Source organism: Paraburkholderia sartisoli (assembly GCF_900107685.1).
Classification (GTDB): Bacteria; Pseudomonadota; Gammaproteobacteria; order Burkholderiales; family Burkholderiaceae; genus Paraburkholderia; species Paraburkholderia sartisoli.
The window spans coordinates 1,317,969-1,341,999 of sequence record NZ_FNRQ01000001.1; the positions used below are offsets into that span (position 1 = coordinate 1,317,969).

Annotated in this window: 16 protein-coding genes and 1 tRNA gene; 9 read left to right on the forward strand and 8 right to left on the reverse strand. The window is 63.4% G+C overall.

The window, feature by feature from the left end; genetic code table 11:
* Positions 1–80 precede the first annotated feature (80 nt).
* The 4 genes from glnA to BLV45_RS06010 all read left to right on the forward strand — a co-directional run bounded on the left by glnA (position 81) and on the right by BLV45_RS06010 (position 6,696).
* The gene (gene glnA, locus BLV45_RS05995; RefSeq protein ID WP_090530257.1) at positions 81–1,496 is read left to right on the forward strand and encodes a type I glutamate--ammonia ligase; all 1,416 of its coding nucleotides are present in this window, start codon (positions 81–83) and stop codon (positions 1,494–1,496) included.
* Positions 1,497–1,702: 206 nt separating this feature from the next.
* On the forward strand, positions 1,703–2,842 hold the full coding sequence (gene glnL, locus BLV45_RS06000) for a nitrogen regulation protein NR(II) (RefSeq protein ID WP_090530259.1): 1,140 nt from the start codon (positions 1,703–1,705) through the stop codon (positions 2,840–2,842).
* Between the two features lie 84 nt (positions 2,843–2,926).
* A complete protein-coding gene (gene ntrC, locus BLV45_RS06005) occupies positions 2,927–4,432 on the forward strand; it encodes a nitrogen regulation protein NR(I) (RefSeq protein WP_090530264.1) in 1,506 nt (501 codons plus the stop codon).
* Positions 4,433–4,617: 185 nt separating this feature from the next.
* Positions 4,618–6,696, forward strand: coding sequence for a prolyl oligopeptidase family serine peptidase (locus BLV45_RS06010; RefSeq protein WP_090530267.1), 2,079 nt, complete (start codon positions 4,618–4,620; stop codon positions 6,694–6,696).
* A gap of 65 nt (positions 6,697–6,761) precedes the next feature.
* Here the strand turns inward: BLV45_RS06010 and xth are convergent, their stop codons facing one another.
* On the reverse strand, positions 6,762–7,538 hold the full coding sequence (xth, locus tag BLV45_RS06015) for an exodeoxyribonuclease III (RefSeq protein ID WP_090530270.1): 777 nt from the start codon (positions 7,536–7,538) through the stop codon (positions 6,762–6,764).
* Positions 7,539–7,733: 195 nt separating this feature from the next.
* Between xth and BLV45_RS06020 the strand changes: the two genes are divergently transcribed.
* Positions 7,734–8,021, forward strand: a complete 288-nt coding sequence (locus BLV45_RS06020) for a hypothetical protein (RefSeq protein WP_090530273.1) — start codon at positions 7,734–7,736, stop codon at positions 8,019–8,021.
* Positions 8,022–8,089: 68 nt separating this feature from the next.
* Positions 8,090–8,166, forward strand: a tRNA-Met gene (locus BLV45_RS06025).
* Here BLV45_RS06025 and BLV45_RS27425 read toward each other — a convergent pair.
* The gene (locus BLV45_RS27425) at positions 8,145–8,288 is read right to left on the reverse strand and encodes a hypothetical protein (protein WP_176954073.1); all 144 of its coding nucleotides are present in this window, start codon (positions 8,286–8,288) and stop codon (positions 8,145–8,147) included. The genes BLV45_RS06025 and BLV45_RS27425 overlap by 22 nt on opposite strands.
* Positions 8,289–8,531: 243 nt before the next feature.
* Here BLV45_RS27425 and BLV45_RS06030 point away from each other — a divergent pair, with 243 nt between their 5' ends.
* Positions 8,532–9,818 (forward strand): amidohydrolase family protein, encoded by a 1,287-nt coding sequence (locus BLV45_RS06030; protein WP_090530276.1) that lies wholly within the window; start codon positions 8,532–8,534, stop codon positions 9,816–9,818.
* A 242-nt stretch (positions 9,819–10,060) separates the two neighbouring features.
* On the opposite strand, the gene BLV45_RS06035 is transcribed toward BLV45_RS06030, so the two are convergent.
* The 6 genes from BLV45_RS06035 to fixL all read right to left on the reverse strand — a co-directional run bounded on the left by BLV45_RS06035 (position 10,061) and on the right by fixL (position 19,267).
* The gene (locus BLV45_RS06035) at positions 10,061–12,175 is read right to left on the reverse strand and encodes a M3 family metallopeptidase (RefSeq protein WP_090530279.1); all 2,115 of its coding nucleotides are present in this window, start codon (positions 12,173–12,175) and stop codon (positions 10,061–10,063) included.
* 253 nt (positions 12,176–12,428) lie between these two features.
* Complete coding sequence (gene folD / locus BLV45_RS06040; protein ID WP_090530284.1) at positions 12,429–13,292, reverse strand: bifunctional methylenetetrahydrofolate dehydrogenase/methenyltetrahydrofolate cyclohydrolase FolD; 864 nt, start codon at positions 13,290–13,292, stop codon at positions 12,429–12,431.
* 184 nt (positions 13,293–13,476) lie between these two features.
* Positions 13,477–14,418, reverse strand: a complete 942-nt coding sequence (locus BLV45_RS06045) for a DUF2950 domain-containing protein (RefSeq protein ID WP_090530287.1) — start codon at positions 14,416–14,418, stop codon at positions 13,477–13,479.
* A 20-nt stretch (positions 14,419–14,438) separates the two neighbouring features.
* Positions 14,439–15,803: a DUF3300 domain-containing protein gene (locus BLV45_RS06050; RefSeq protein ID WP_090531209.1), complete on the reverse strand. Its 1,365-nt coding sequence runs from the start codon at positions 15,801–15,803 to the stop codon at positions 14,439–14,441.
* A gap of 312 nt (positions 15,804–16,115) precedes the next feature.
* On the reverse strand, positions 16,116–16,757 hold the full coding sequence (fixJ, locus tag BLV45_RS06055; protein ID WP_090530290.1) for an oxygen response regulator transcription factor FixJ: 642 nt from the start codon (positions 16,755–16,757) through the stop codon (positions 16,116–16,118).
* On the reverse strand, positions 16,754–19,267 hold the full coding sequence (gene fixL, locus BLV45_RS06060; RefSeq protein ID WP_090530293.1) for an oxygen sensor histidine kinase FixL: 2,514 nt from the start codon (positions 19,265–19,267) through the stop codon (positions 16,754–16,756). Before fixL ends, fixJ begins: the two co-directional genes overlap by 4 nt.
* 275 nt (positions 19,268–19,542) lie before the next feature.
* On the opposite strand from fixL, the gene aceE reads away from it, so the two are divergent.
* Both aceE and aceF read left to right on the forward strand, forming a co-directional pair.
* On the forward strand, positions 19,543–22,248 hold the full coding sequence (gene aceE, locus BLV45_RS06065) for a pyruvate dehydrogenase (acetyl-transferring), homodimeric type (protein ID WP_090530297.1): 2,706 nt from the start codon (positions 19,543–19,545) through the stop codon (positions 22,246–22,248).
* 80 nt (positions 22,249–22,328) lie between these two features.
* The gene (gene aceF / locus BLV45_RS06070) at positions 22,329–23,963 is read left to right on the forward strand and encodes a dihydrolipoyllysine-residue acetyltransferase (protein ID WP_090530300.1); all 1,635 of its coding nucleotides are present in this window, start codon (positions 22,329–22,331) and stop codon (positions 23,961–23,963) included.
* Positions 23,964–24,031: the final 68 nt, after the last annotated feature.

The window sequence follows — 24,031 nt, forward strand, 5'->3', positions numbered from 1 at the left end:
CGGATAGACGGACGGTAGCGGGTCAGCTAGATTTGGGCGGCGGCAGAATCCGCCGAATTTGTTAATCAGGAGAATAGGTTATGAGTAAATCCGTGGCCGACGTCATGCAACTCGTCAAGGACGAGGACGTCAAGTTTGTCGATTTCCGTTTCACCGACACGCGCGGCAAGGAGCAACACGTTTCGGTGCCGGTGTCGCACTTCGACGATGACAAGTTTGAAAGCGGCCATGCGTTTGACGGTTCATCGATTGCCGGCTGGAAGGGCATCGAAGCTTCGGACATGCTGCTCGTTCCGGACCCCGACACGGCATTCATCGACCCGTTCTATGAAGAGTCGACCCTCGTCATGACCTGTGACGTCGTCGAACCGGCGGACGGCAAGGGCTACGAACGCGACCCGCGTTCGCTGGCCAAGCGCGCTGAAGCGTATCTGAAGAGCACGGGTCTCGGCGACACGGCGTTCTTCGGTCCGGAACCCGAATTCTTCATTTTCGACTCGGTCCGTTGGAACACGGACATGTCGGGCTGCTTCGTGAAGATCGGCTCGGAAGAAGCACCGTGGTCGTCGGGCAAGGAATTCGAAGGCGGCAACACGGGTCACCGTCCGGGCACGAAGGGCGGCTACTTCCCGGTCGCGCCGGTCGACCAGTTCCAGGACATCCGTTCGGAAATGTGTCTGCTGCTCGAACAGATCGGCATCCCGGTCGAAGTGCATCACCACGAAGTGGCAGGTCAAGGCCAGAACGAAATCGGCACGAAGTTCTCGACGCTCGTGCAGCGCGCGGACTGGACGCAGCAACTGAAGTACATCGTCCACAACGTCGCGCACACGTACGGCAAGACGGCGACGTTCATGCCGAAGCCGGTCGTCGGCGACAACGGTTCGGGCATGCACGTTCACCAGTCGATCTGGAAGGACGGCCAGAACCTGTTCGCGGGTAACGGCTACGCGGGCCTGTCGGAATTCGCGCTGTTCTACATCGGCGGCATCATCAAGCACGCCCGTGCGCTGAACGCCATCACGAACCCGACGACGAACTCGTACAAGCGTCTCGTGCCGCACTTCGAAGCACCGGTGAAGCTGGCCTACTCGGCACGCAACCGCTCGGCATCGATCCGCATTCCGCACGTGTCGAACCCGAAGGGCCGCCGTATCGAAACGCGCTTCCCGGATCCAATGGCCAATCCGTACCTGTGCTTCTCGGCGCTGATGATGGCGGGTCTCGATGGCGTGCAGAACAAGATCCATCCGGGCGAAGCAGCGGACAAGAACCTGTACGACCTGCCGCCGGAAGAAGATGCAAAGATCCCGACCGTGTGTGCCGGCCTCGACCAGGCGCTGGACGCATTGCACAACGACCGCGAGTTCCTGACGCGCGGTGGCGTGTTCACGGACTCGATGATCGACGCTTACCTGGAACTGAAGGAAGCGGAACTTCAACGTGTGCGCATGACCACGCACCCGGTCGAGTTCGAACTGTACTACTCGCTGTAAGTGGCGATGGCGCTTCGCCGGAGGAAGGCGAAGCGCGCGTCCGAACGTTCGCGATCGGTCACGAAGGGACGGCGGCGCCGTCCCTTTTTTGTTGAGCGTTCGCGCAGCGTTGCGGGACCGTTTTCAATGCTGTCGATGCTGTTGCCGTACTCCGGGTTAGCCGTGTTCGCGTCATCACCGTTTCATACCGACCAGATTGATACAAGATGGATCTGAAGAATCTGATCAAGGCCAGGAAAGGGCAGGCCGAACCGCTGTCGAGCGAGGCCCAGCTCCTCGAATCCGGTCTGCTGCCAGGGTTCGAAGCGTTGCCGACGGTCGTGCTCGTGCTGGAGAAGCGCACGTTGCGCGTCGCGTTCGCGAATCCTTCCGCTGAATCGATGTTCGATCTGTCGCGCCGGCAACTCACGCAAATGAGGTGGCCGGATATTTTTTCGAGCGCGGACGAGTTGCTGCTCACGATCGCCTCGATCGCCGAACACCGTTTTCATGCGACCCATCTCGACGCGGTTCTCGAGCGGCCCGGCCACGAACCGCTGCATGTGCATGCGATCGTCGGCTTTCTCGAGAGTGCGCCTGACTACGTGCTGCTCGAACTCTTCGAGAACGAACGACATCTGCGCACCGATCGCGAAGAGCGTATCCAGGATCTGACCGCGGTGAACAAGCAGTTGATCCGCAATCTCGCGCATGAAATCAAGAACCCGCTGGGCGGCATCCGGGGCGCCGCGCAACTGCTCGAATTCGAGTTGAGTGCGCGTGAGCGCGACGAGTTGCGTGAGTACACGCAGGTCGTCATCAAGGAATCCGACCGGCTGCAGACACTCGTCGACCGGCTGCTCGAACCGCACCGTCACCCGCATATCGTCGGCGACGTGAACATTCACGAAGTGTGCGAGCGCGTGCGCGCGGTGATCCTCGCGGAGTTTCCGCGCGGCCTCACCATCGAGCGCGACTACGACGTGAGCGTGCCCGACTTGCGCGGCGACAAGGAGCAACTGATCCAGGCGCTCCTGAACATCGTGCGCAACGCGGCCGAAGCGTTACGTGAACGTATCGCGCAGGGCGATGCGCGCATTGAATTGCGCACGCGCGTCGCGCGCAAGGTCACGATTGCGAAACGTCTTTGTAAGCTGGCATTGGACTTGCATATCATCGATAACGGCCCCGGCATTCCCGAGGACATCCGGGACCGCATCTTCTATCCGCTCGTTTCGGGGCGCGAGGATGGAAGCGGTCTTGGCCTGACGCTCGCGCAGACATTCGTACAACAGCACGACGGTCTGATCGAAGTGGAAAGCCGGCCGGGTCACACTGAGTTTCAGATCCTGCTGCCGCTCGAGTAATCGCCCGTTCATGACGGGCAGGCACTGGAAAGGCAGCACAGACAGCACACACGCTGACGCACCTCAAGACTTTCGAACGAGCATATGAAGCCGATCTGGATAGTAGACGACGATCAATCGATTCGCTGGGTGCTCGAAAAAGCCCTCGCACGGGAAAATTTCGCGACGCGCAGTTTCGCGAACGTGCGCGAGGCGGCGGGCGCGCTGGATCACGACAGCCCACAGGTGCTGGTGTCCGACATCCGGATGCCGGGCGGCTCCGGTCTCGAGCTGTTGCAGACCGTGCGCGACCGCGTGCCGGGTCTGCCCGTCATCATCATGACGGCCTTCTCCGATCTGGATAGCGCGGTGGCGGCGTTCCAGGGCGGCGCGTTCGAGTATCTCGCCAAGCCGTTCGACGTCGACAAGGCGGTCGAACTGATTCGCCGCGCGGTCGACGAAAGCATGCGCGGCGAACAGACGTGGGACGACCGCCTCGCCGATGCACCGGAAATGCTCGGCCAGGCACCGGCAATGCAGGACATGTTCCGCGCGATCGGGCGGCTGTCCCATTCCGCGGCAACCGTGCTCATCACCGGCGAATCAGGCACCGGCAAGGAGCTTGTTGCACGCGCGCTGCACCGTCATAGCCCGCGCGCGAACGGTCCGTTCATCGCGCTCAACACGGCGGCGATTCCGAAAGACCTGCTGGAATCCGAACTGTTCGGCCACGAGCGCGGCGCGTTCACCGGCGCGCAGGCGATGCGGCAGGGCCGCTTCGAGCAGGCCGAGAACGGCACGCTTTTCCTCGACGAGATCGGCGACATGCCGTTCGATCTGCAGACGCGTCTGTTGCGCGTGCTGTCGGACGGTCAGTTTTATCGTGTCGGCGGCCACAATCCGTTGCGTGCCAACGTGCGGGTCATCGCGGCGACACACCAGAATCTCGAGGCGCGCGTGCGCCAGGGTTTGTTCCGCGAGGATCTGTATCACCGTCTCAACGTCATCCGTCTGCGACTGCCGGCGTTGCGCGAACGCAGCGAGGACATTCCGCTGCTCACGCGTCATTTTCTGCAGAAGAGCGCGCGCGACCTGGGCGTCGAACCGAAGCGCGTGTCCGACGAAGCGCTCGCGTATCTGGCGTCGCTCACGTTTGCCGGCAACGTGCGGCAGCTTGAGAATCTGGCTAACTGGCTGACGGTCATGGCGCCGGCGCAGACGATCGAGATCAAGGATCTGCCGCCGGATCTCGTGCCCCCGGTATCGGGTCACGGAGATATTGTGGCGGGCGCGGGATTCTCCGCCGACGCAGCGGGCAATACAATGGCCGCGGCTGGAACGAACGGCGCGCCGTCGCCGCTCTCCGCCGTGCCGGGTGTGCCGGCAAGCACGCCGGTGAGCCTGTGGGAGGGCGGATTGCGAACGGAAGTGGCCCGCATGCTGCGCGAGAATTCGGCCGATGTGATGGACGAACTGTCGCGCCGCTTCGAAGCCGCGGTGATTCGCGAAGCGCTCGACTTCACGCGTGGGCGTAAGGTCGAAGCGGCGGAGCGTCTTGGTATCGGACGCAATACGATTACGCGCAAGATCCAGGAGCTGAACCTGGAATAGCCGTTCGACGGGGCCAACCGCATCGAAGGCCGTTCCACGCGTGTTGCCGCGCGTGGAACGGCCGTTCTGTTTCTGATGGTGACGTTCTCCGGGGGCGTTGCTGGTTTGACCGGCCGAACGGACAGGTCGCGGCGCGATCTGGCGGCAGGGCATAATCGGTGCTGTTCCTCTTTTGACAGCTCACCATGCCCGCAGCGCGTTCCTGGCCTCGCAGTACCGATCCGTTTATCCATCTCGAAGCACTTCACGATTCCGCGTCCATGGCGTGGGTCGGCGAACAGAATGCGCGCACCCGTGCCGAATGGCGCAACGGCGAGCGTTTCGATGCGTTGACGCAGCGCCTGGCAAGCGCGTATCTGCCGCGCGAGCGGCCAGTTATTCCGAGCCGCTGGAAAGACTGGGCCTATGACTTCTGGCAGGACGATCGCAACCCGAAGGGTCTCTGGCGACGCACGCCCTGGGCAAGCTGGCGCAACGGTTCACCACAATGGCAGAACCTGCTCGACTTCGACGCGCTGGGCGAGGCCGAAGCCACGCCGTGGGTCTGCGCTGACATCGACATCCTGTATCCGGACGGTGACCGCGCGCTGATCGCCCTGTCGCCGGGCGGATCCGATGCGACGATCGTGCGCGAGTTCGACATCGACAACCAGCGTTTCGTGTCAGACGGTTTCATGATTGCGGCGGCAGGCAAGCACACGGCATCGTGGATCGATCGGGACACGCTGTATGTCGGCTGGGACAATGGCGAAGTAACGCTCACGCGCTCGGGTTATCCGCGTGAGGTTCGCCGCTGGGTGCGAGGCACGGCGCTCGACAATGCGCCGGTTGTCTTTGCCGGTGAATTCGACGACATCGGCGTGGAGGCGCATTACGACCCCGTGGAGCAGCGTCATTCCGCGGTGCGTGACGTCGATTTCTTCGATTCGCACACGTACTGGCCCGACGCGAAGGGTGCGTGGCAACGCTACGACGTGCCGTCGCACGTTTCGGTGGGCGGATGGCACGGCTGGCTGCTGCTCGAACCGCGTCTCGACTGGAAGTGCGGCGGCGTGATCCATGCGGGTGGCGCGTTGCTCGCGATTCGCGAGAGCGCATTTCTTGCCGGCAACCGGCAGTTCGTACCGCTCTTCACGCCGACACCGCTCACGTCCGCCTGCGAGTGGACGCATTCGCTCAACATGCTGATCGTGTCGTACCTCGACGATGTCGAGAGCCGTACGCTGCTCTGGCAACCGCTGCAATCGGGCGATGGCGAGTGGCGTTGGGAAGCGCGCACGTTTCCGTCGCGCGAAACCTCGCAGGTGGATGTCTCGCCGATCGAGGCCACGCTCAACGACGAAGTCTATGTCGACGTCGACGATTATCTGCAACCGCCCGAATACTGTCTTGCCGATCTCGCGGAGGAAGACCTGACTGCGTGGACCGTGCTGGATCGCTGGCCCACGCAGTTCGACGCCGCACCGCTCACGGTGAAACGCGAATACGCGCAGTCGAAAGACGGCACGCGGGTGCCGTATACCGTGGTCGGCGCGCGGCGCATTCTGGATGCGCCGGCGGCGGTTGCGAGTCCGTGTCTGCTGACGGGCTATGGCGGCTTTGCGGTCCCGCTCACGCCGGACTATCTCGTGAGTCCGGGTATCGGCTGGCTGGAGCAGGGCGGCGTCTATGTGGTGGCGCATATCCGTGGCGGCGGCGAGTACGGGACGCAATGGCACCTGGCCGCGCAGCGCGAACATCGGCAACGCGCGTTCGACGACTTTATCGCGGTCGCCGAAGCGCTGATCGCGAGTGGCGTGACAACGGCGGCGCAGCTCGGCATTCAGGGTGGCAGTAACGGCGGCCTGCTTGTCGCCGCGTGCATGACGCAGCGTCCAGAACTCTTCGGCGCTGTCGTCTGCGAAGTGCCGCTGCTCGACATGCAGCGATATCACCTGTTGCACGCGGGCGCGTCGTGGATGGACGAATACGGCGACCCCGACGATCCTCACGAAGCACGTGCGCTGGCGGCGTACTCGCCGTATCACCGTGTGTCGGCGGACGTGAAGTATCCGCCCGTGCTGTTCTCGACATCGACGAGCGACGATCGTGTGCATCCTGGGCACGCACGCAAGATGGTGGCGCGCATGCAGGCGGCGGGTCACGCGGACGTCTGGTATTGGGAGGACACCGACGGCGGACACGGCTCAGGCTCCGACGCGCTGGAGCGTGCCGCTTACGATGCAATGGTGTTCGGATTTTTGTCGTCGCGGCTGGCGTCGTAACGCTCAGCGCCGGTTTTCAGCCGACGCGTGCCGCGAAACGTGGGCCACAGCGCGCGCGTGTTCGTTCAGCCGATTTGCGCGACAACCGGCGCGTGATCTGACGGCTGGTCCCATTTGCGGGGAACGCGATCGACGTCGCATGACGTGCACGAATCGGCGAGCACGTGCGAGAGCAGGATATGGTCGATGCGAAGGCCCGCGTTACGACGGAATGCGAGCATCCGGTAGTCCCACCACGTGAAGGTCTTCTCCGGGTGTTCGAATTTCCGGAAGGCATCCACCAGACCGAGTTCGACGAGCCGCACGAATTGCGCGCGCTCTTCTGGCGAGACAAGATTCTGTCCTTCCCATGCCTTCGGATCATGCACGTCGCGGTCTTCGGGGGCGATGTTGTAGTCGCCAAGCAGGGCGAGCTTCGGATGCCGGGTGAGCTCAGCCGAGACCCAGTCGTGAAGCGCGTCCAGCCAGCGCAGTTTGTAGGCGAACTTGTCGGTGCCCGGCGCCTGGCCGTTCGGAAAATACGCGGAGATAATGCGCACGCCTTCGATGGTCGCGGCGATCACGCGTTGCTGCGGGTCCTCGAAACCAGGGATGTTGCGCACGATCGAGGTTTCATCGACAGCGAGGCCCTCGCGCACGAGGATGGCGACACCGTTGTAGGTTTTCTGGCCGGCGAACCAGCTTCGATAACCTTTGGCCTCGAGTTCCGCGCGCGGAAATTTTTCGTCGGGCAGCTTGAGTTCCTGAAGGCACAGCACGTCGGTCTGACTCGTTTCGAGCCAGTCGGTCACGTGCTGCTGGCGAACCTTCAGCGAGTTCACATTCCAGGTGGCGATTTTCATTCGATGTCGGAGAGTTCGGGCGCGATGAGGGGGAGTTTACATGAAGGTAGGGCGCGGCTGGACTTCTCCCGCTGCGCGTCGGAGCGGGTGGCCCGCAGATCCGGCAAGAACGCGCCTTCATCAGGGTAAATAATTGTCGGGGCCTGGCAGCGTGCGGCGTATAGTGGGGCGACACACACGTTTCAGAGGCGCATCATGGCTGAGCTCTATCCTGCCATCTACAAGGATTTCGAAGTGCATCCGCTCGTTTTTTCGCGGGAATTCAACAAGTTCGACGGCCACAAGAAAAACGCGGAAGGGTATGACGTCGCAGTGCGCGTCTGCCGTCCGGGTGCCATCAGCGGCTCGAAGGCAAGTCGCGTGTTCCGGCTCTCGCGATCGCTGACGTTTTCCGATTTCGGCGTGGCCAAACGCAGCGCAAGCCAGTATGGCGAGGACATCATCGATGGAAAAATCGACGGTGCGACCGTAGCCGATCTGTGAGCATGCAAAATAATTTGCATGAGTGTTTGACGTTCCATGGGTGCGCCAGTACAATTCGCTTCCTCTGACGCGGGGTGGAGCAGTCTGGCAGCTCGTCGGGCTCATAACCCGAAGGTCACAGGTTCAAATCCTGTCCCCGCAACCAAACATCATCTTGCCGGTTTCATCGTCAAGACAATGCATCGATCCGGCGATTCTGTCGGCTGCAAAAACCCGCTTCGGCGGGTTTTTGTTTTTCTGCGGATACGTTGCCGCGATTCCTTCCATACGTTCAGTTCATCGGCACTCGTTTGATGCGGTAAAGCCTGAATGCTGGCTTCCGCAGGTTGGCCGCGTGGCCGACGCGCGGCATGAGCGAGTATGTATTCCGCGTCCTCGTTTTGCCGCTGCGTCCGTGCGTGTTTCGCCAGTCCACATTTCGATGCGCGCAGCGGCCTTGTCCAGATGGCTAAACGGGTTCCATCCACCTTCTGACGTCGATAGAATCGAAGGCAATCAAAGGAGCCGCTGATGGACCTGATCATTCGTCGTGCTGTCCTGCCGGATCACTTCCCGGGGCGCAATGAACCTGTCGATATCGGCATCGAGGCGGGTCGCATTCGTACCGTCGAACCGCGCCTTGCCGCCACCGCGCCGGAAGAAATCGATGCCGCGGGTGCGCTCGTCACGCCGCCTTTCGTCGATCCGCATTTCCATATGGACGCGACGCTGTCGTATGGCCTGCCGCGCGTGAACGCGTCGGGTACGTTGCTGGAGGGCATCGCGCTCTGGGGCGAGCTCAAGCCGCAGCTCACCCAGGAGGCGCTGATCGAGCGCGCGCTACAGTATTGCGACTGGGCGGTCGCGCGCGGGCTGCTGGCCATTCGCACGCACGTGGATATCTGCGATCCACGTCTTCTTGCCGTGGAAGCGCTGCTCGAAGTGAAGCGCCGCGTCGCGCCGTATCTGGACATGCAACTGGTCGCGTTCCCGCAGGACGGCGTGCTGCGTAGCGTAGGCGCATTTGACAACCTCAAGCGCGCGATATCGATGGGCGTGGATGTGGTCGGTGGCATTCCGCACTTCGAGCGGACCATGGCCGATGGCGCGGAGTCGGTACGCATTCTGTGCGAATACGCGGCTGAACAGGGGTTGCGCGTCGACATGCATTGTGACGAATCCGACGATCCCATGTCGCGCCACATCGAGACGCTCGCCGCGCAGTCGCATCGTCTCGGTTTGCACGGACGCGTTACCGGCTCGCATCTGACGTCGATGCATTCGATGGACAACTACTACGTGAGCAAGTTGCTGCCGTTGATGCGCGAAGCGGGCGTTGCCGCGATCGCCAATCCGTTGATCAACATCACGTTGCAGGGCCGCAGCGACACGTATCCGAAGCGGCGCGGCATGACGCGCGTGCCGGAGATGCTCGCGGCCGGCATCAACGTCGCGTTTGGTCACGATTGCGTGATGGACCCCTGGTACGGCCTCGGTTCCGGCGACATGCTCGAAGTCGCGCACATGGGCCTGCACGTCGCGCAGATGACCAGTCAGGACGGCATACGCGCGTGCTTCGATGCGGTGACGGTCAACGCAGCACGTATTCTCGGGCTGGAAGGCTATGGCATCGAACCTGGCTGCGAGGCGAATCTGGTCGTCCTCGATGCGCGCGATCCCGCCGAGGCAATCCGTCTGCGGGCAGCGCGCCTCGCGGTGATCCGGCGCGGCAAGGTGGTCAGCCGCATGCCGGCCGCAACAGCGGCGCTCACGCTCGAAAACCGGCCGTCGTCGGTCGACTTCAAGCTGCATCGTTGAGCGAGCGTTTTGAGCGGGCGCTCGCGGATAAAGAAAAAGCCTGTGATGGCGTGAGCAATCACAGGCTTTCCAGAAAACGCATGACGTGCGTATGGGAAACAATGCAGCACGCGTCAACGCCTGTTGGCGCACATAAGCGCACAGTGCCACTGCCGCCAGGCATCAGGCATCAGGCATCAGGCATCAGGCATCAGGCATCAGGCGGGCAACCAACCCGCACGCCCCGTGCCGGCGACAGCGTGCTAATGCCCGGCGCCCGGCGTCATGCCGTTATGACGCAGCAACGCGTCGATATTCGGCTCGCGGCCGCGGAACGCCTTGAACGATTCCATTGCCGGCCGGCTGCCGCCAACCTCGAGAATCTCCTTGCGATAGCGCGTGCCGGTTGCCACGTCGAGCACGCTGCCGTTCTTCGCCTGGGCGGCTTCTTCAAACGCGGCGTACGCGTCGGCGGACAGCACTTCTGCCCACTTGTAGCTGTAGTAACCAGCCGCGTAACCACCGGCGAAGATATGGCTGAACGTGTTTGGCCAGCGCGAGAACGAAGCTTGTGGAATCACGTGGAAGCGCTCGTTGATTTCACGTGCAAGGTCGTTCGCGCTCTTTTCGCCCGACGGATCGAAGTCGACGTGCAACGACATGTCGAACATCGAGAAGACGATCTGCCGCAGCGTGCCAAGGCCGCTCTGGAAATTCTTCGCGGCGAGCATCTTGTCGTACAGCGGACGCGGCAGCGGGGCGGCGGTTTCGACGTGCGAGGTCATGTCGCTCAGCACGTCCCACTCCCAGCAGAAGTTCTCCATGAACTGCGACGGCAGTTCAACGGCATCCCACTCGACGCCGTTGATGCCCGACACGCCCAGTTCATCGACGCGCGTCAGCATGTGATGCAGGCCGTGGCCGAACTCGTGGAAGAGCGTGATCACTTCGTCGTGCGTGAAGCACGCCGGCTTGCCGCCGACCGGCGCCGAGAAGTTGCACGTGAGATACGCGACAGGGGTCTGCACGTCGCCTTCGGCGCGCCTGCGACGCGTGCGCGCGTCGTCCATCCAGGCGCCGCCGCGCTTGCCTTCGCGTGCGTACAGGTCGAGATAGAATTGCGCGACAAGCCCGCCGTCCTGATTCTCGACGCGGAAAAAGCGCACGTCCGGGTGCCACGTCGTGGCCTCGTCGCGGCGGATGCGCACGCCGAACAGCGTCTCCGTCACCTTGAAGAGACCCTTCAGCACCGCGTCTTCCGGGAAGTATTGTTTGACCTCGTTCTCGGAGAACGAATAGCGCTTCTGACGCAGCCGCTCAGCGGCGAACGTCATGTCCCACGGTTGCATGTCGGTCAGGCCAAGCTCGCTGGCCGCGAATTCGCGCAGCGACTTCCAGTCCTCTTCCGCGTGCGGGCGCGCGCGGGTCGCGAGGTCCTCGAGGAACGCCATCACCTGTTCGGGCGATTCGGCCATCTTGGGCGCGAGCGACACTTCCGCGAAATTCCTGAAACCCAGCATCTTCGCTTCTTCGGCGCGCACCTTCAGTTCTTCGGCGAGGACGGCCGTGTTGTCCCACTCGGCCTTTCCGTTGCCGTACGCGGCGCCCAGTTCCGATGCGCGCGTCGAATAGGCGCGGTACATCGTCTCGCGCATCGCGCGGTTTTCCGAATACTGCATCACCGGAAAATACGACGGGAAATGCAGCGTGAATTTCCAGCCTTCCTTGCCGTCGCGCTGGGCCGCTTCACGTGCGCCTTCGACGACGTCTTCCGGCAGTCCGGTCAGTTCCGCATCGGTCGTGGCGATGTACGTGTATGCGTTGGTTGCGTCGAGCACGTGATCGGAGAACGATTTCGAGAGCCCGGCCTGGCGTTCCTGCAGTTCGGCGAAGCGCGGCTTCTGGTCTTCGGGCAACTCGGCGCCCGACAGACGGAAGTCGCGCAACGCGTTGCCGAGAATCTTCTTGCGCTCGCCGGTGAGCGACGCGAAATCGGCGCTGGCATTGAGCGCCTTGTATTTCTCGTAAAGCGCGAGATTCTGCCCGACGCTCGACCAGAACTCGGTCATGCGCGGCAGATTTTCACCATGGGCCGCGCGCAGTTCCGGCGTATCGGCAACCGCGTTCAAATGGCCGATCACGCCCCAGGCGCGCGACAGCGGTTCGGTCGCGCGTTCGACGGGCTCGACGACGTCGGCCCACGAAGCCGGCGTGACCGGCGCGCTCGCGCGCTCGACGGCAGCGGTCGCACTGGCGAGCAGCACATCGAGCGCGGGGGTGACGTGTTCAGGACGGATCTCGCCAAATCGCGGCAGATCGGTGAAGTCGAGGAGCGGATTGTCCGCGTCCGGGCGGGTGTTGGCTGACGAAGATGACATAAGGCTTCCTGTCTGTCGCGGATCAAAAAAGGGCTACGCGCGGGCGGCGGGCGTGGCAAGGCGTCCCGCGCCCGTCATCAATGTTATTGGGGCAGAGACGCAGTTTCCAACCCGCCGTTTCCAGCCGTCAGGAAACAAATTATCAGAAGTTGAGCGACCCGGCGCGGTTCAGCGCGTTATCCGTGTCCGCACGATGCAGCGCGTTCCGGTGCGAGATCGCGCCGGGCGACCGGCGGGTGACCACCGGGCAACTTCAGGCAGCGGCCGCGTCCGCCGCGCGTTCGGCCGCTTCGATCGTGTTGACGAGCAGCATCGTGATCGTCATCGGCCCGACGCCGCCCGGCACCGGCGTGATGTGGCCGGCCACTTCCTTCACGCCCGCGAAGTCGACATCGCCACACAGCTTGCCGGCATCGTCGCGATTCATGCCGACGTCGATGACCGTCGCGCCTGGTTTCACCATGCCGGCCGTCAGGATGTTGCGCAGGCCCGTGGCCGCGACGACCACGTCGGCGTTACGCGTATGCGCGGCGAGATCGCGGGTCTTGCTGTGGCAGATCGTGACGGTCGCGCCGGCTGCGAGCAGCAGCAGCGCCATCGGCTTGCCGACGATATTCGAACGGCCGATCACCACGGCTTCAGCGCCTTTCAGGTCGATATCGAACGCCTCGAACATCTTCATCACGCCATACGGCGTGCATGGACGAAACAGCGGCTTGCCGGTCATCAGCGCGCCGGCGTTGGCCACGTGAAAGCCGTCGACGTCCTTTTCCGGCGCGATTGCCTCGATGACCTTGTGGCTGTCGATATGCGGCGGCAGCGGTAGCTGGACCAGAATGCCGTGAATCTGTGGATCGCCGTTCAGTTCGTCGATGCGGGCCAGCAGATCGTCTTCCGACAGCGAGGCCGGATACCGGTCATACGAAGAGAAAAGGCCATTGTCCTGGCACGCCTTCACCTTGTTGCGCACATAGACCTCGCTCGCCGGATTGTCGCCGACGAGTACGACGGCAAGGCCCGGCTGATGACCGCGGGCGGCGAGGACGGCGGCGCGTGTGGCGACGTCGGCGCGCAAGGTTCGGGAGAGGGCGTTGCCGTCGATGAGGGTGGCTGTCATGGTCGGTCGAGAATGGGCGGTTCGGAATGCGAGCGCGCGCTGGACGCGTGACAGGTGTTCGAGCACATGAGTGCGTCGTGACGCCTGCCGGCACGTGATGCGGCGTGACGAAAAGCGCGCGGCGCGGAATCCGCGCCGCTGCGAAGTCTCACATTATACCGTCGCGCCCTGCGGGACCGGCCGCTCAGGGCTGGGTCGCCTGCCAGGAAGAATCAGGATCGAAGGACTTGATGGACGCTGCGGCGCGCGGCGTCCGTGGCCCGAGATTCTTCTGGTAGAGCTGGCCGTCCTGATTGACGATGAAGCTCATCACGCCCGTCTTGCCGTACTCCGCCGGCCACGCGACGAGGCCGAAGCCCTTCTCCATCTCGCCGCCTTCCACATAGCTCTGCGCGCCGCCTTTCGCGTGCGAACCCTGCGCGGTGAGGATCCGGTAGTGATACCCGTGATACGCCTCGTCGGGATGGATGCCGCCCGGCATCGTGGCGGCGAGCGGCCCGAGCGGGCTTTCCGGTTCACCCGGCGCGCTGTCCCAGTACAGGCCGTCGCGTTTGCCCGACGCGCTGACGAACTTCTGCGCGTAGTGCTGCGTGACGTTGTGGTAGTCGTTCTGCGCGTCGATGTAGGCGAGCGACGTGAGCATGGCCGCGCGCTCATTGCGGCCGATGCGTCGCGTGAGGATCTCGTCCCGCGCGGCAGGGGGATCGAAACGCCAGCCCTTCGCCGTCTGCTCAAGCGGGATCGGCAGCGTCCAGCCGTCGGTGCCGACTGCCAGATGGGCCGTTGTGTGGCCGTTCTGCGGCGCGGCCTCGGTGACGATCTGGTGCTCCTTCGCCCATGCCCCCAGGAACGCGAGGATGTCATCCTGATCGATGGACTCAGTCGGGATGAAGCGGGGATAGTCGTTGCCGAGAACGTGTTGCAGCTCCGTGTGGTCGTTGCGGGCGATGGCGTCGACGAAGGCATTGGCCGCCGCGTCGGGCGTCGCGTAGACGGCCTGTGCATGAGCCGATGTCGTGCCGAGCAGCAGCACCGGCGCCACCAGCATCGTGGACGTCGTGCCGAGCGCGAGGGCGGCCGCGGTTGCATAGGCGCGCCATGTGTCGCGTGCAGGTAAGCGAATCATCAGAAACTCCTTTTGACCGTTCAACGATGCCGGCCGATATGGCCGCCACCACCGCCGCCGCCTCGCAATCCACCACCGCCGCCACTGCGCTGGCCGCCACCGTTGGCACCGAGACCGCCGCCCGCGCGTTGCTGACCACCGCCATTGGCGCCGAGACCGCCACCGCCGCCGCCGGAGCGGCTCGCCAGCGCATCGCGGCTTGCCTGGCCGCGCTGGGCGTCCTGACGTGCGCCGTTGCCGTCGCCCGCGCCGCGTAGCGCGTTGTCGCGGTTCGTGTTCTGCGCACGGTTGCGCAGGTCGTTGTTGCTCACGCCGCCGCCGTTCGCTCCGGGACGGGTGCCCGCATTGGCGCCGTTGCGGGCGCCCGCGTTGCCACCCTGATGGATGTCCTGAACCCGCTGGCTCGCCGGACCGTTGACGTTCTGGCCCGTGCGCGCCTGCAAGGTCTGCCGTGCCTGATCGCGCGAATTGTCCCGGCCGCGGAACTGGTCGCGCTGCGCCTGGTTGACGCCGCCGAGGTTGTTCTGCGTCCGGTTCAGGTTGTTCGTGTTGCGATTGACGTTGTGGTTCCAGTTCGCCGTGCTGGAATTCGCGTTGATGCGGTTGTTGACGTTAATGTTGTTGTAGCGATTAACGTTGATATTGACGTCGTGGTTGTTCCAGTTGAAACCGCCCCACAGCGAATTCGTGATCGCCACGCCCGCGCCAAACGCGAGCCCCGCTGCGAGCCCTGTCGCCACCGCGTAGCCGGGAGGCGGCGGCACATAGACGGGCGGATACGCCGGATACGGCCATGCGCCATAGACGACCGTCGGGTTGTAGGTCGGCACATAGACGACCTGCGGACTGGCGGGCTGGATCTGGATCGTGTTCTGTTCGACCACGACCTTCTGCTGCTCGCTCGATTTCAGGTTGCCGGCCTGCTGCGCCTGCTTGCGAAGCCGTTGCACCGAATCCATCACGTCACTGGATTGCGCGAGAAAGGCGTTGCCAAGCTGCGTGACCCAGTCTGGCTTCGACGCCATCGTGGCCAGCACCTGCGGAAACGCGACCAGTGACTGCACGCTCGGGTCCCATGGCTGCGAGGCGACGGCCGTCACGGCCGCATCGCCCGAGAGCTTCGAATTGGCCTTTGACCACGCGGCAGCCGCATTCACGTCCTGTGGATACGTGGACGCCATCAGCACCTGCGCGAGCAGCGCATCCGGGTAAAGGGCAATCGGCGCGGTCAGCGAGTCGAGCTGCTGGTTCGACAGCTTCGCCGCCGGGGGCGCCTGCGTCTGCGCGTGTGCTGCGGTGGGCGCGAGCCCAGCCAGCATGGGCGCGCCAGCCAGCGTGGCACACAGAACCAGCACACGTCGATGATGTGCTCCGGACAGTTTCACGATGAAGTCCTCCCGGCTTTTATGACACGTGCATAGGTTTTCAGCGGCGAATGCCGCGTCGTCGGCGCGCGTCAAGTCTGCCTAAATTAAGGGGGCAGCATGACACTGTCAATCATCATGATGAAATGTGACGTTTCGCGAAATGAAACGCTCATCGCCGAATGGTCGATCAATCGGATAACTAACAAAGCGAAGACCGTCGACTTTCGACGCGTGCGCAGCCCATGGCGGGAGGCAATGGACAACAAAGGGGAGGGGCACGCATGCCGGACAGCCCGTCGAAGGGCTCTCCGGCATGCGTCAATGGCCGACTTACTGCGGTTGCGGCTTGTTCGACAGCGCCAGTCGCAGCAGATCGGCGACGGTGTTGACGTTGAGCTTTTCCATGATGTTGGCGCGGTGCGCCTCGACGGTCTTGATGCTGATGCCGAGGTCGTCGGCGATCTGCTTGTTCAGGCGCCCCGCGATGATCCGCTCGAGCACCTGATGCTCGCGCGCCGTCAGCTTGCCGAGACGCTCGGCCGCCGCGCGTTGCTGCTGCACGCTGCTGCTTTCGCTGCGCGCCTTGTCGAGCATGCGCTCGACCAGCTTGCGCAGTTCGGCTTCGTCGAACGGCTTTTCGATGAAATCCATCGCGCCTTTTTTCATCGTCGACACGGCCATCGGCACGTCGCCGTGACCCGTCACGAAGATGATCGGCAGCGACGCGTTGTCGGCGATCAGGCGTTCCTGCAACTCGAGACCGCTCATGCCCTGCATCCGCACGTCGAGAATCAGGCACGCGATCTGGCCGGCGTGCTGGGCGGGCTGGTAGGCCTCGATGAACTGCTCCGCGCTGGAGAAGCACTGCACGCGATAACCGTTCGCCTCCAGTAGCCAGCGCAGTGAATCTCGCACGGCCTCGTCATCGTCGACGACAAAGACGGTTTCCTGTGTGGTGACTGGCGTGTTCATGTCTCTCCCGTAACGGTTTGTGGTGTCGGCGCCTCTGACCCGCCGTTGCTCGGGCCGTCGGGCTCTCCAATAGGCAGACTGCAATGGAACGTGGCGCCTGTGATGTGGCCGTCGGATTCGACGTTGTTCACCACCCACAGGCGGCCGCGATGGGATTCGATAATGGAACGGCAAATGTTGAGCCCCATTCCCATGCCATCGGACTTCGTACTGTAAAACGGTTCAAAAAGGCGTTCGGCCGTGCCTTCGTCGACGCCCGGCCCCTGGTCGACGACGTTGATGCTGACAAAGCCGTTCTCCGTGCGCACAACCACGCGGATCACCGGATCGACCGCGTTCGGCCGCGCGTCGTGCATCGCTTCGGCGGCGTTCTTCAGCAGGTTCACGAGCACCTGCTCGATCAGCACCGGATCGACGTAGATCACGGGCAGACGCGAACGCATGTCGGTCACGATGCGGATGCGGCGCTTGCGAGCCTCGATTTCGGCCAGACCCACGGCATCCGCGACGATATCCGACACGCGGGTGGCCTGGCGCTTCGGCTCGCTGCGCTTCACGAACTCGCGAATCCGCTTGATGATCATGCCGGCCCGCACAGCCTGTTGCGCGGTCTTTTCGAGAACGGGTAACAGGTTGTCCGGAGTCGTCCGGCCAGATTTAACCAGCGCAACGGTTCCTGAGCAATAGTTATTGATCGCGGCGAGCGGCTGGTTCAGTTCGTGAGCCAGCGAAGAGGCCATTTCGCCCATCGTCATCAGGCGGCTCGTGAACTGCAGTTTTTCGTCCTGCTGGCGCGCGAGTTCCTGTGCCTGCTTGCGCGTCGTGATGTCGGTCGCGATCTGCATCTGCGCCAGATGGCCGTCCACCCACTGGATGTACTGGCGCCGGACCTCGAACCATTTCTGGATACCCTGCACATAGACTTCCTGCGCGTCGGCGGTGCTTTCCGTCAGCGCGGCGGCTGGCAGCCCGGCGTACGCGTCGACCATGTCGATCGAGTCGGACGAAGCCTGCGCGTTGTCGAAGCCCGCGCCCGCCAGTTCCAGATGGCCGTCCGGGCGGATGCCGAACAGGTGCCGGTAGTAACGGTTCGCGAACAGCAGTTCGGCTTCGTCGGCGGCGAGCACGGACACGGCGGCATCGAGGCTTTCCAGCACGGTCGTGAAACGCTCGTGCGCGGCGGCGAGCTCCTCGCGGGCGCGCTTCGGCTCGGTGATGTCCGTCATCGACGACATCCAGCCGGTCTGGCGCCCCGAGCTGTCGATCAGCGGCGACACATACAGGCGTGCGTGGAACAGCGAGCCGTCCTTGCGGCGCACGCGCAGCTCGAACCCAGACGAAGGCGCCTTGCCGCGCAGCGTCATGTCGAGCTGGCGCTGCATTTCCGGGTAGGCGTCGCGCGGCCAGTAGGGGAAGGGCGCGGTCTTGCCGTTCAGGTCGCTTTCGTCCCAGCCGGTCATGCGGCAGAACGCCGGGTTCACGTGCGTGATGCGGCCGTGCATGTCGAGCACGCGCATGCCGATCAGCACCGAGTTTTCCATCGCGCGGCGAAAGAACGCCTCGGCGTACAGCGCCTGCTGCGCCTCGAAGCGCTGGCGCGTGTGCTTCCACAGGCTCCACAGGCTCCACAGCACGAAACACGACAGCCCGGCGACGAGCCAGACGAGCGTGTTGTTCGTGAAGTTGGTCATCTGCGGATACGCGTACACGCGCACCGACACGCCCTGGCCGGGCGGATCGAGCGGCAGGTCGTAGAACGCGTCGCGCGGCAGGCGCGGACGCGTCGACGTCGTGGCCAGCTCGTGGTTGTTGACGTCGATGATCGAGATCTTGTACTTCGCCGAAAGCTCGGGCGGGATGTCGTGCTTGAGTATCCCCTCGACCGAAAACACCGCGGCGATCGTGCCGAGAAACTCGCGGTCGCGATACACGGGCGTCTGCAGCGTGATGTAGCCGTTGCCGACGTCGTCGTAGATCAGCGGCGAATACACCTGGCGGCGCGTGTCGCGCGCTTCGGCGAACGCGGCCTTCACGGCCTCGTCCATCTGGTTGTCACTCGGTTTGGCGAGACGCTGGCCGAACACCGGCAGAGCGGTATTGGGCCAGCGCGGCTGTTGCTGGCTCGTGTACCAGTTCATGTAGAGGATTTCGGGATGCCCCTGCATGATGTCCGTGGTGGACACCTGGAACGAATGCGGATCGCCGTGGCCGGCGACGAGATCGCGCGACAGCGCCTGCACCTGTTCCTGCGCGCCGGTCATCGACAGGCGGATCTGCTGCTGCGCCCACGCGACGTTACGGTAGAGCGTGTCTTCCTGGGTCTGCTGCTCGCGCCGGTTCAGGCTCCAGAGAATCAGGCTCATGACGATCAGGAACACGAGGATCGACAGGAGCGGCGTGAGCAAATAGGAGTTCGACCACCATGGTCCATGGTGCCAGCGGGACGGCGCCGTATCCGCCGGCGAGCCGGACGGTCGCGCCGAGCGTGCAAAAAGGCGTTCGGTCAACATGCGTGGCATTGTAGCGCAGCGTGTCCTGGCAAATTAACGCAAAAAACGCTCGAAAGTGGCGCTGATCGGCGCAAACTAGCCGACGTATTCGCGACTCTTCAGTGAATTCTGTGTGCGCCGCAACAATTTTCCGCATTATGAGAATTAATCTCGCGATTTGAAATTTTGGTTGCGGAGACGTCTCGCGCTTCATTACAATCTCCGGAAAGCTGCCGCGGTCGGACCTCGTCCGCGTCGTCTGTTCAAAGAGCGTTCCTCATATCCAGGAGACGAGTATGTCCGCTGTACCCGACGAAGTGATGAAATATGTCGCCGCCGAAAAAGACGACGATCCCCAGGAAACCGGCGAATGGCTGGAAGCGCTGGATGGCGTGATTTCTGCGGTCGGTCCGGACCGTGCTCACTATCTGATCGAAAAGCAGATCGAATTCGCCCGTGTACACGGCGAACATCTGCCGTTCTCCGCGAACACCCCGTACATCAACACGATTCCCGTCGTGAATCAGGTGCAGATCCCGGGCGACCAGGATATCGAGCACCGCATCCGTTCGTACACGCGCTGGAACGCCATTGCCATGGTGCTGCGCGCGGGCAAGGACACCAACGTCGGCGGCCATATCGCGTCATTCGCCTCGGCGGCCACGCTGTATGACGTCGGCTACAACCATTTCTGGCACGCGCCGTCGGACCAGCACGGCGGCGACCTCGTGTTCGTGCAGGGCCATTCTTCGCCGGGTGTGTACTCGCGCGCGTTCCTGCTCGGCCGCCTGACCGAAAACCAGCTCGACAACTTCCGTCAGGAAGTGGGCGGCGAGGGCATCTCGTCCTATCCGCACCCGTGGCTGATGCCGGACTTCTGGCAGTTCCCGACCGTCTCGATGGGCCTCGGCCCGATCATGGCGATCTATCAGGCGCGCTTCATGAAGTACCTGCAGGCGCGCGGTGTGGCGAAGACCGACGGCCGCAAGGTGTGGGCGTTCCTCGGCGACGGCGAGACCGACGAACCGGAATCGCTCGGCGCGATCGGCATGGCCGGCCGCGAACGCCTCGACAACCTCGTCTTCGTGATCAACTGCAACCTGCAGCGTCTCGACGGCCCGGTGCGCGGCAACGGCAAGATCATCCAGGAACTCGAAAGCGAATTCCGCGGCGCGGGCTGGAACGTCATCAAGGTCATCTGGGGCAGCCGCTGGGATGCGCTGTTCCAGCGCGACAAGTCGGGCGCGCTGATGCGCCGCATGATGGAAGCCGTCGACGGCGAGTACCAGACGTACAAGTCGGAGTCGGGCGCGTTCGTTCGCGAGCACTTCTTCAATACGCCGGAACTGAAGGCGCTGGTCGCCGACTGGTCCGATGAGGACATCTGGAACCTGAATCGTGGCGGCCACGATCCGCACAAGATCTACGCGGCATTCCACGAAGCGTCGAATTCGAAGGGCCATCCGACCGTGATCCTCGCGAAGACGATCAAGGGTTACGGGATGGGCGAAGCCGGCCAGGCGATGAACATCACCCACCAGCAGAAGAAGATGCAGGTGGACCAGCTGAAGAAATTCCGCGACCAGTTCCGTCTGCCGATTCCTGACGACCAGATCGTCGATGTGCCTTACCTGCAGTTCGAGGAAGGCTCGAAGGAACTCGAATACATGCGCAGCCGCCGCCAGGAACTGGGCGGTTACCTGCCGGCGCGTCGCCAGAAGGCCGAATCGCTGCCGGTGCCGGACCTGAGCGCGTTCGAGCCGCTCCTGAAGGGCACGGGCGAAGGCCGCGAGATCTCCACGACGATGGCGTTCGTGCGGATCCTGAACATCCTGCTGAAGGACAAGGCGCTCGGCAAACGCGTCGTGCCGATCGTGCCGGATGAATCGCGCACGTTCGGCATGGAAGGCCTCTTCCGTCAGATCGGCATCTGGAATCAGGACGGCCAGAAGTACGTGCCGGAAGATTCCGACCAGCTGATGTTCTACCGCGAATCGGAAACCGGCCAGATCCTGCAGGAAGGGATCAACGAAGCCGGCGGGATGTGTGACTGGATCGCAGCCGCGACGTCGTATTCGACGCACGGCGAGATCATGATCCCGTTCTACATCTTCTATTCGATGTTCGGCTTCCAGCGTATCGGCGACCTGGCCTGGGCGGCGGGCGACATGCGCGCGCGCGGCTTCCTGCTGGGCGGCACGGCTGGCCGCACGACGCTGAACGGCGAAGGTCTGCAGCACGAAGACGGTCACTCGCTCATGTGGGCGGCTTCGGTGCCGAACTGCGTGAGCTATGACCCGACGTTCGGCTACGAACTCGCCGTCATCATGCAGGACGGTCTGCGCCGCATGGTGCAGGAGCAGGAAGACGTGTACTACTACGTCACGGTGATGAACGAAAACTACGAGCATCCTGCGATGCCGCAGGGCGCGGGCCAGGAGAGCGTGGCGGCCGACATCATCAAGGGCATGTACGCCTTCCGCAAGGCTGAAGCCGACAGGAAGGCGCCGCGCGTCCAGCTGATGGGCGCGGGCACGATCTTCAACGAAGTGATTGCCGCAGCCGATCTGCTGAAGAACGACTGGGGCGTCGCAGCCGACCTGTGGAGCGTTCCGAGCCTGACCGAACTGGCCCGCGAAGGTCACGAAGTGCAGCGCTGGAACCTGCTGCACCCGACGGAAGAAAAGAAGATCTCGCACGTCGAGAAGCTGCTGAAGGATGCGCCGGGCCCGGTCATCGCTTCGACCGACTACATCCGCGCGCTGACCGAGCAGATCCGCGCGTTCGTGCCGCAACGTTTCGTCGTGCTCGGCACCGACGGGTTCGGCCGTTCGGATACGCGTGAGAAGCTGCGTCACTTCTTCGAAGTCGACCGTTACTGGGTCACCGTCGCCGCGCTGAATGCGCTCGCAGATGAAGGTACGATTGAGCGCAAGGTTGTGGCCGATGCCCTCAAGAAATACAACCTTGATCCCGCTAAACCCAACCCGATGACCGTCTAAGGCATCGCCCCCGTGTGCCATGCGCGTGCCTTGCCGCCCGAAGGGGCGGGAAGGCGCGTGCGGCCCAGGAGACACTAACAATGAGTCAAGCGATCGAAGTCAAGGTGCCGGACATCGGCGATTACAAGGACATTCCTGTGATCGAGGTGCTGGTGAAGGCGGGTGACACCGTCGAAAAAGAGCAGTCGCTCGTCACGCTGGAATCCGACAAGGCGACCATGGACGTGCCGAGTTCGGCCGCCGGCGTCGTGAAGGAAGTGAAGGTCAAGGTCGGCGACAACGTGTCGGAAGGCTCGCTGATCGTCGTGCTGGAAGGCGAGGCCGGCGGTGCGCAAGCAGCCGCTGCCCCCGCGCCGGCGAAGGAAGCGGCACCGGCAGCGGCCCCCGCTGCCGCGCCTGCCGCAGGCGGCGGCGTGCAGGAAGTGAAGGTTCCGGATATTGGCGATTACAAGGACATCCCTGTGATCGAAGTCGCGGTCAAGGTGGGCGATCGCGTCGAGAAGGAACAGTCGCTCGTCACGCTTGAATCCGACAAGGCGACGATGGATGTGCCGAGTTCGGCTGCCGGCGTCGTGAAGGAAGTGAAGGTCAAGGTCGGCGACAACGTGTCGGAAGGCTCGGTGATCGTGCTGCTCGAGACGGAAGGCGCGGCTCCCGCCGCGGCGCCGGCTGCAGCGGCGCCGAAGCGCGAAGTCGAAAAGCCGGCCGACGCGCCGCAGGCGCCCGCACCGGCGCCGGCTTCGCCGTCCGCGCTTGCCCAGGCTCCGCTGATCCCGGCGGGTGTCGGCGGTGTCCGCCCCAGCCACGCGTCGCCGTCCGTACGCAAGTTCGCACGCGAACTCGGCGTCGACGTGTCACGCGTGCCGGGTACGGGACCGAAAGGCCGTATCACGCAAGACGATGTCACCGCGTTCGTGAAGGGCGTCATGTCCGGTCAGCGTGCTGCGCCGGCGGGCGCGCCGGCCGCCGCGGGTGGTGGCGAGTTGAACCTGCTGCCGTGGCCGAAGGTCGACTTCGCGAAATTCGGTCCGGTCGATCCGAAGCCGCTGTCGCGCATCAAGAAGATTTCGGGTGCGAACCTGCATCGCAACTGGGTCATGATTCCGCACGTCACGAACAACGACGAAGCGGATATCACCGAGCTCGAAGCGCTGCGCGTGCAGTTGAACAAGGAACACGAGAAGGCGGGCGTGAAGTTCACGATGCTCGCGTTCGTGATCAAGGCGGTCGTCTACGCGCTGAAGAAATTCCCGACGTTCAATGCGAGCTTCGATGGCGATAACCTCGTCTTCAAGCAGTATTACAACGTGGGTTTCGCCGCCGATACGCCGAATGGCCTGGTCGTGCCGGTGATCCGCGATGCCGACAAGAAAGGCCTCGTCGAGATCGCGAAGGAAATGGCCGAGATGTCGAAGGCCGCGCGCGAAGGCAAGCTGAAGCCGGACCAGATGCAGGGTGGCTGCTTCTCGATCTCGTCGCTTGGCGGCATTGGCGGCACGCATTTCACGCCGATCATCAACGCGCCCGAAGTCGCGATTCTCGGCTTGTCGCGCGGTGCGATGAAGCCGGTATGGGACGGGAAGCAGTTCGTTCCCCGCCTGACGTTGCCGCTGTCGCTGTCGTATGACCATCGCGTGATCGATGGCGCGGAAGCGGCCCGGTTCAACGCTTATCTCGCTGCGGTGCTTGCCGATTTCCGGCGTGTGATTCTTTGATATCCGCGGGGCGTGGGTCATCTGATACAGGTGATTCACGTCTTCCGTCGAACCTGCTTTCGCGTCGG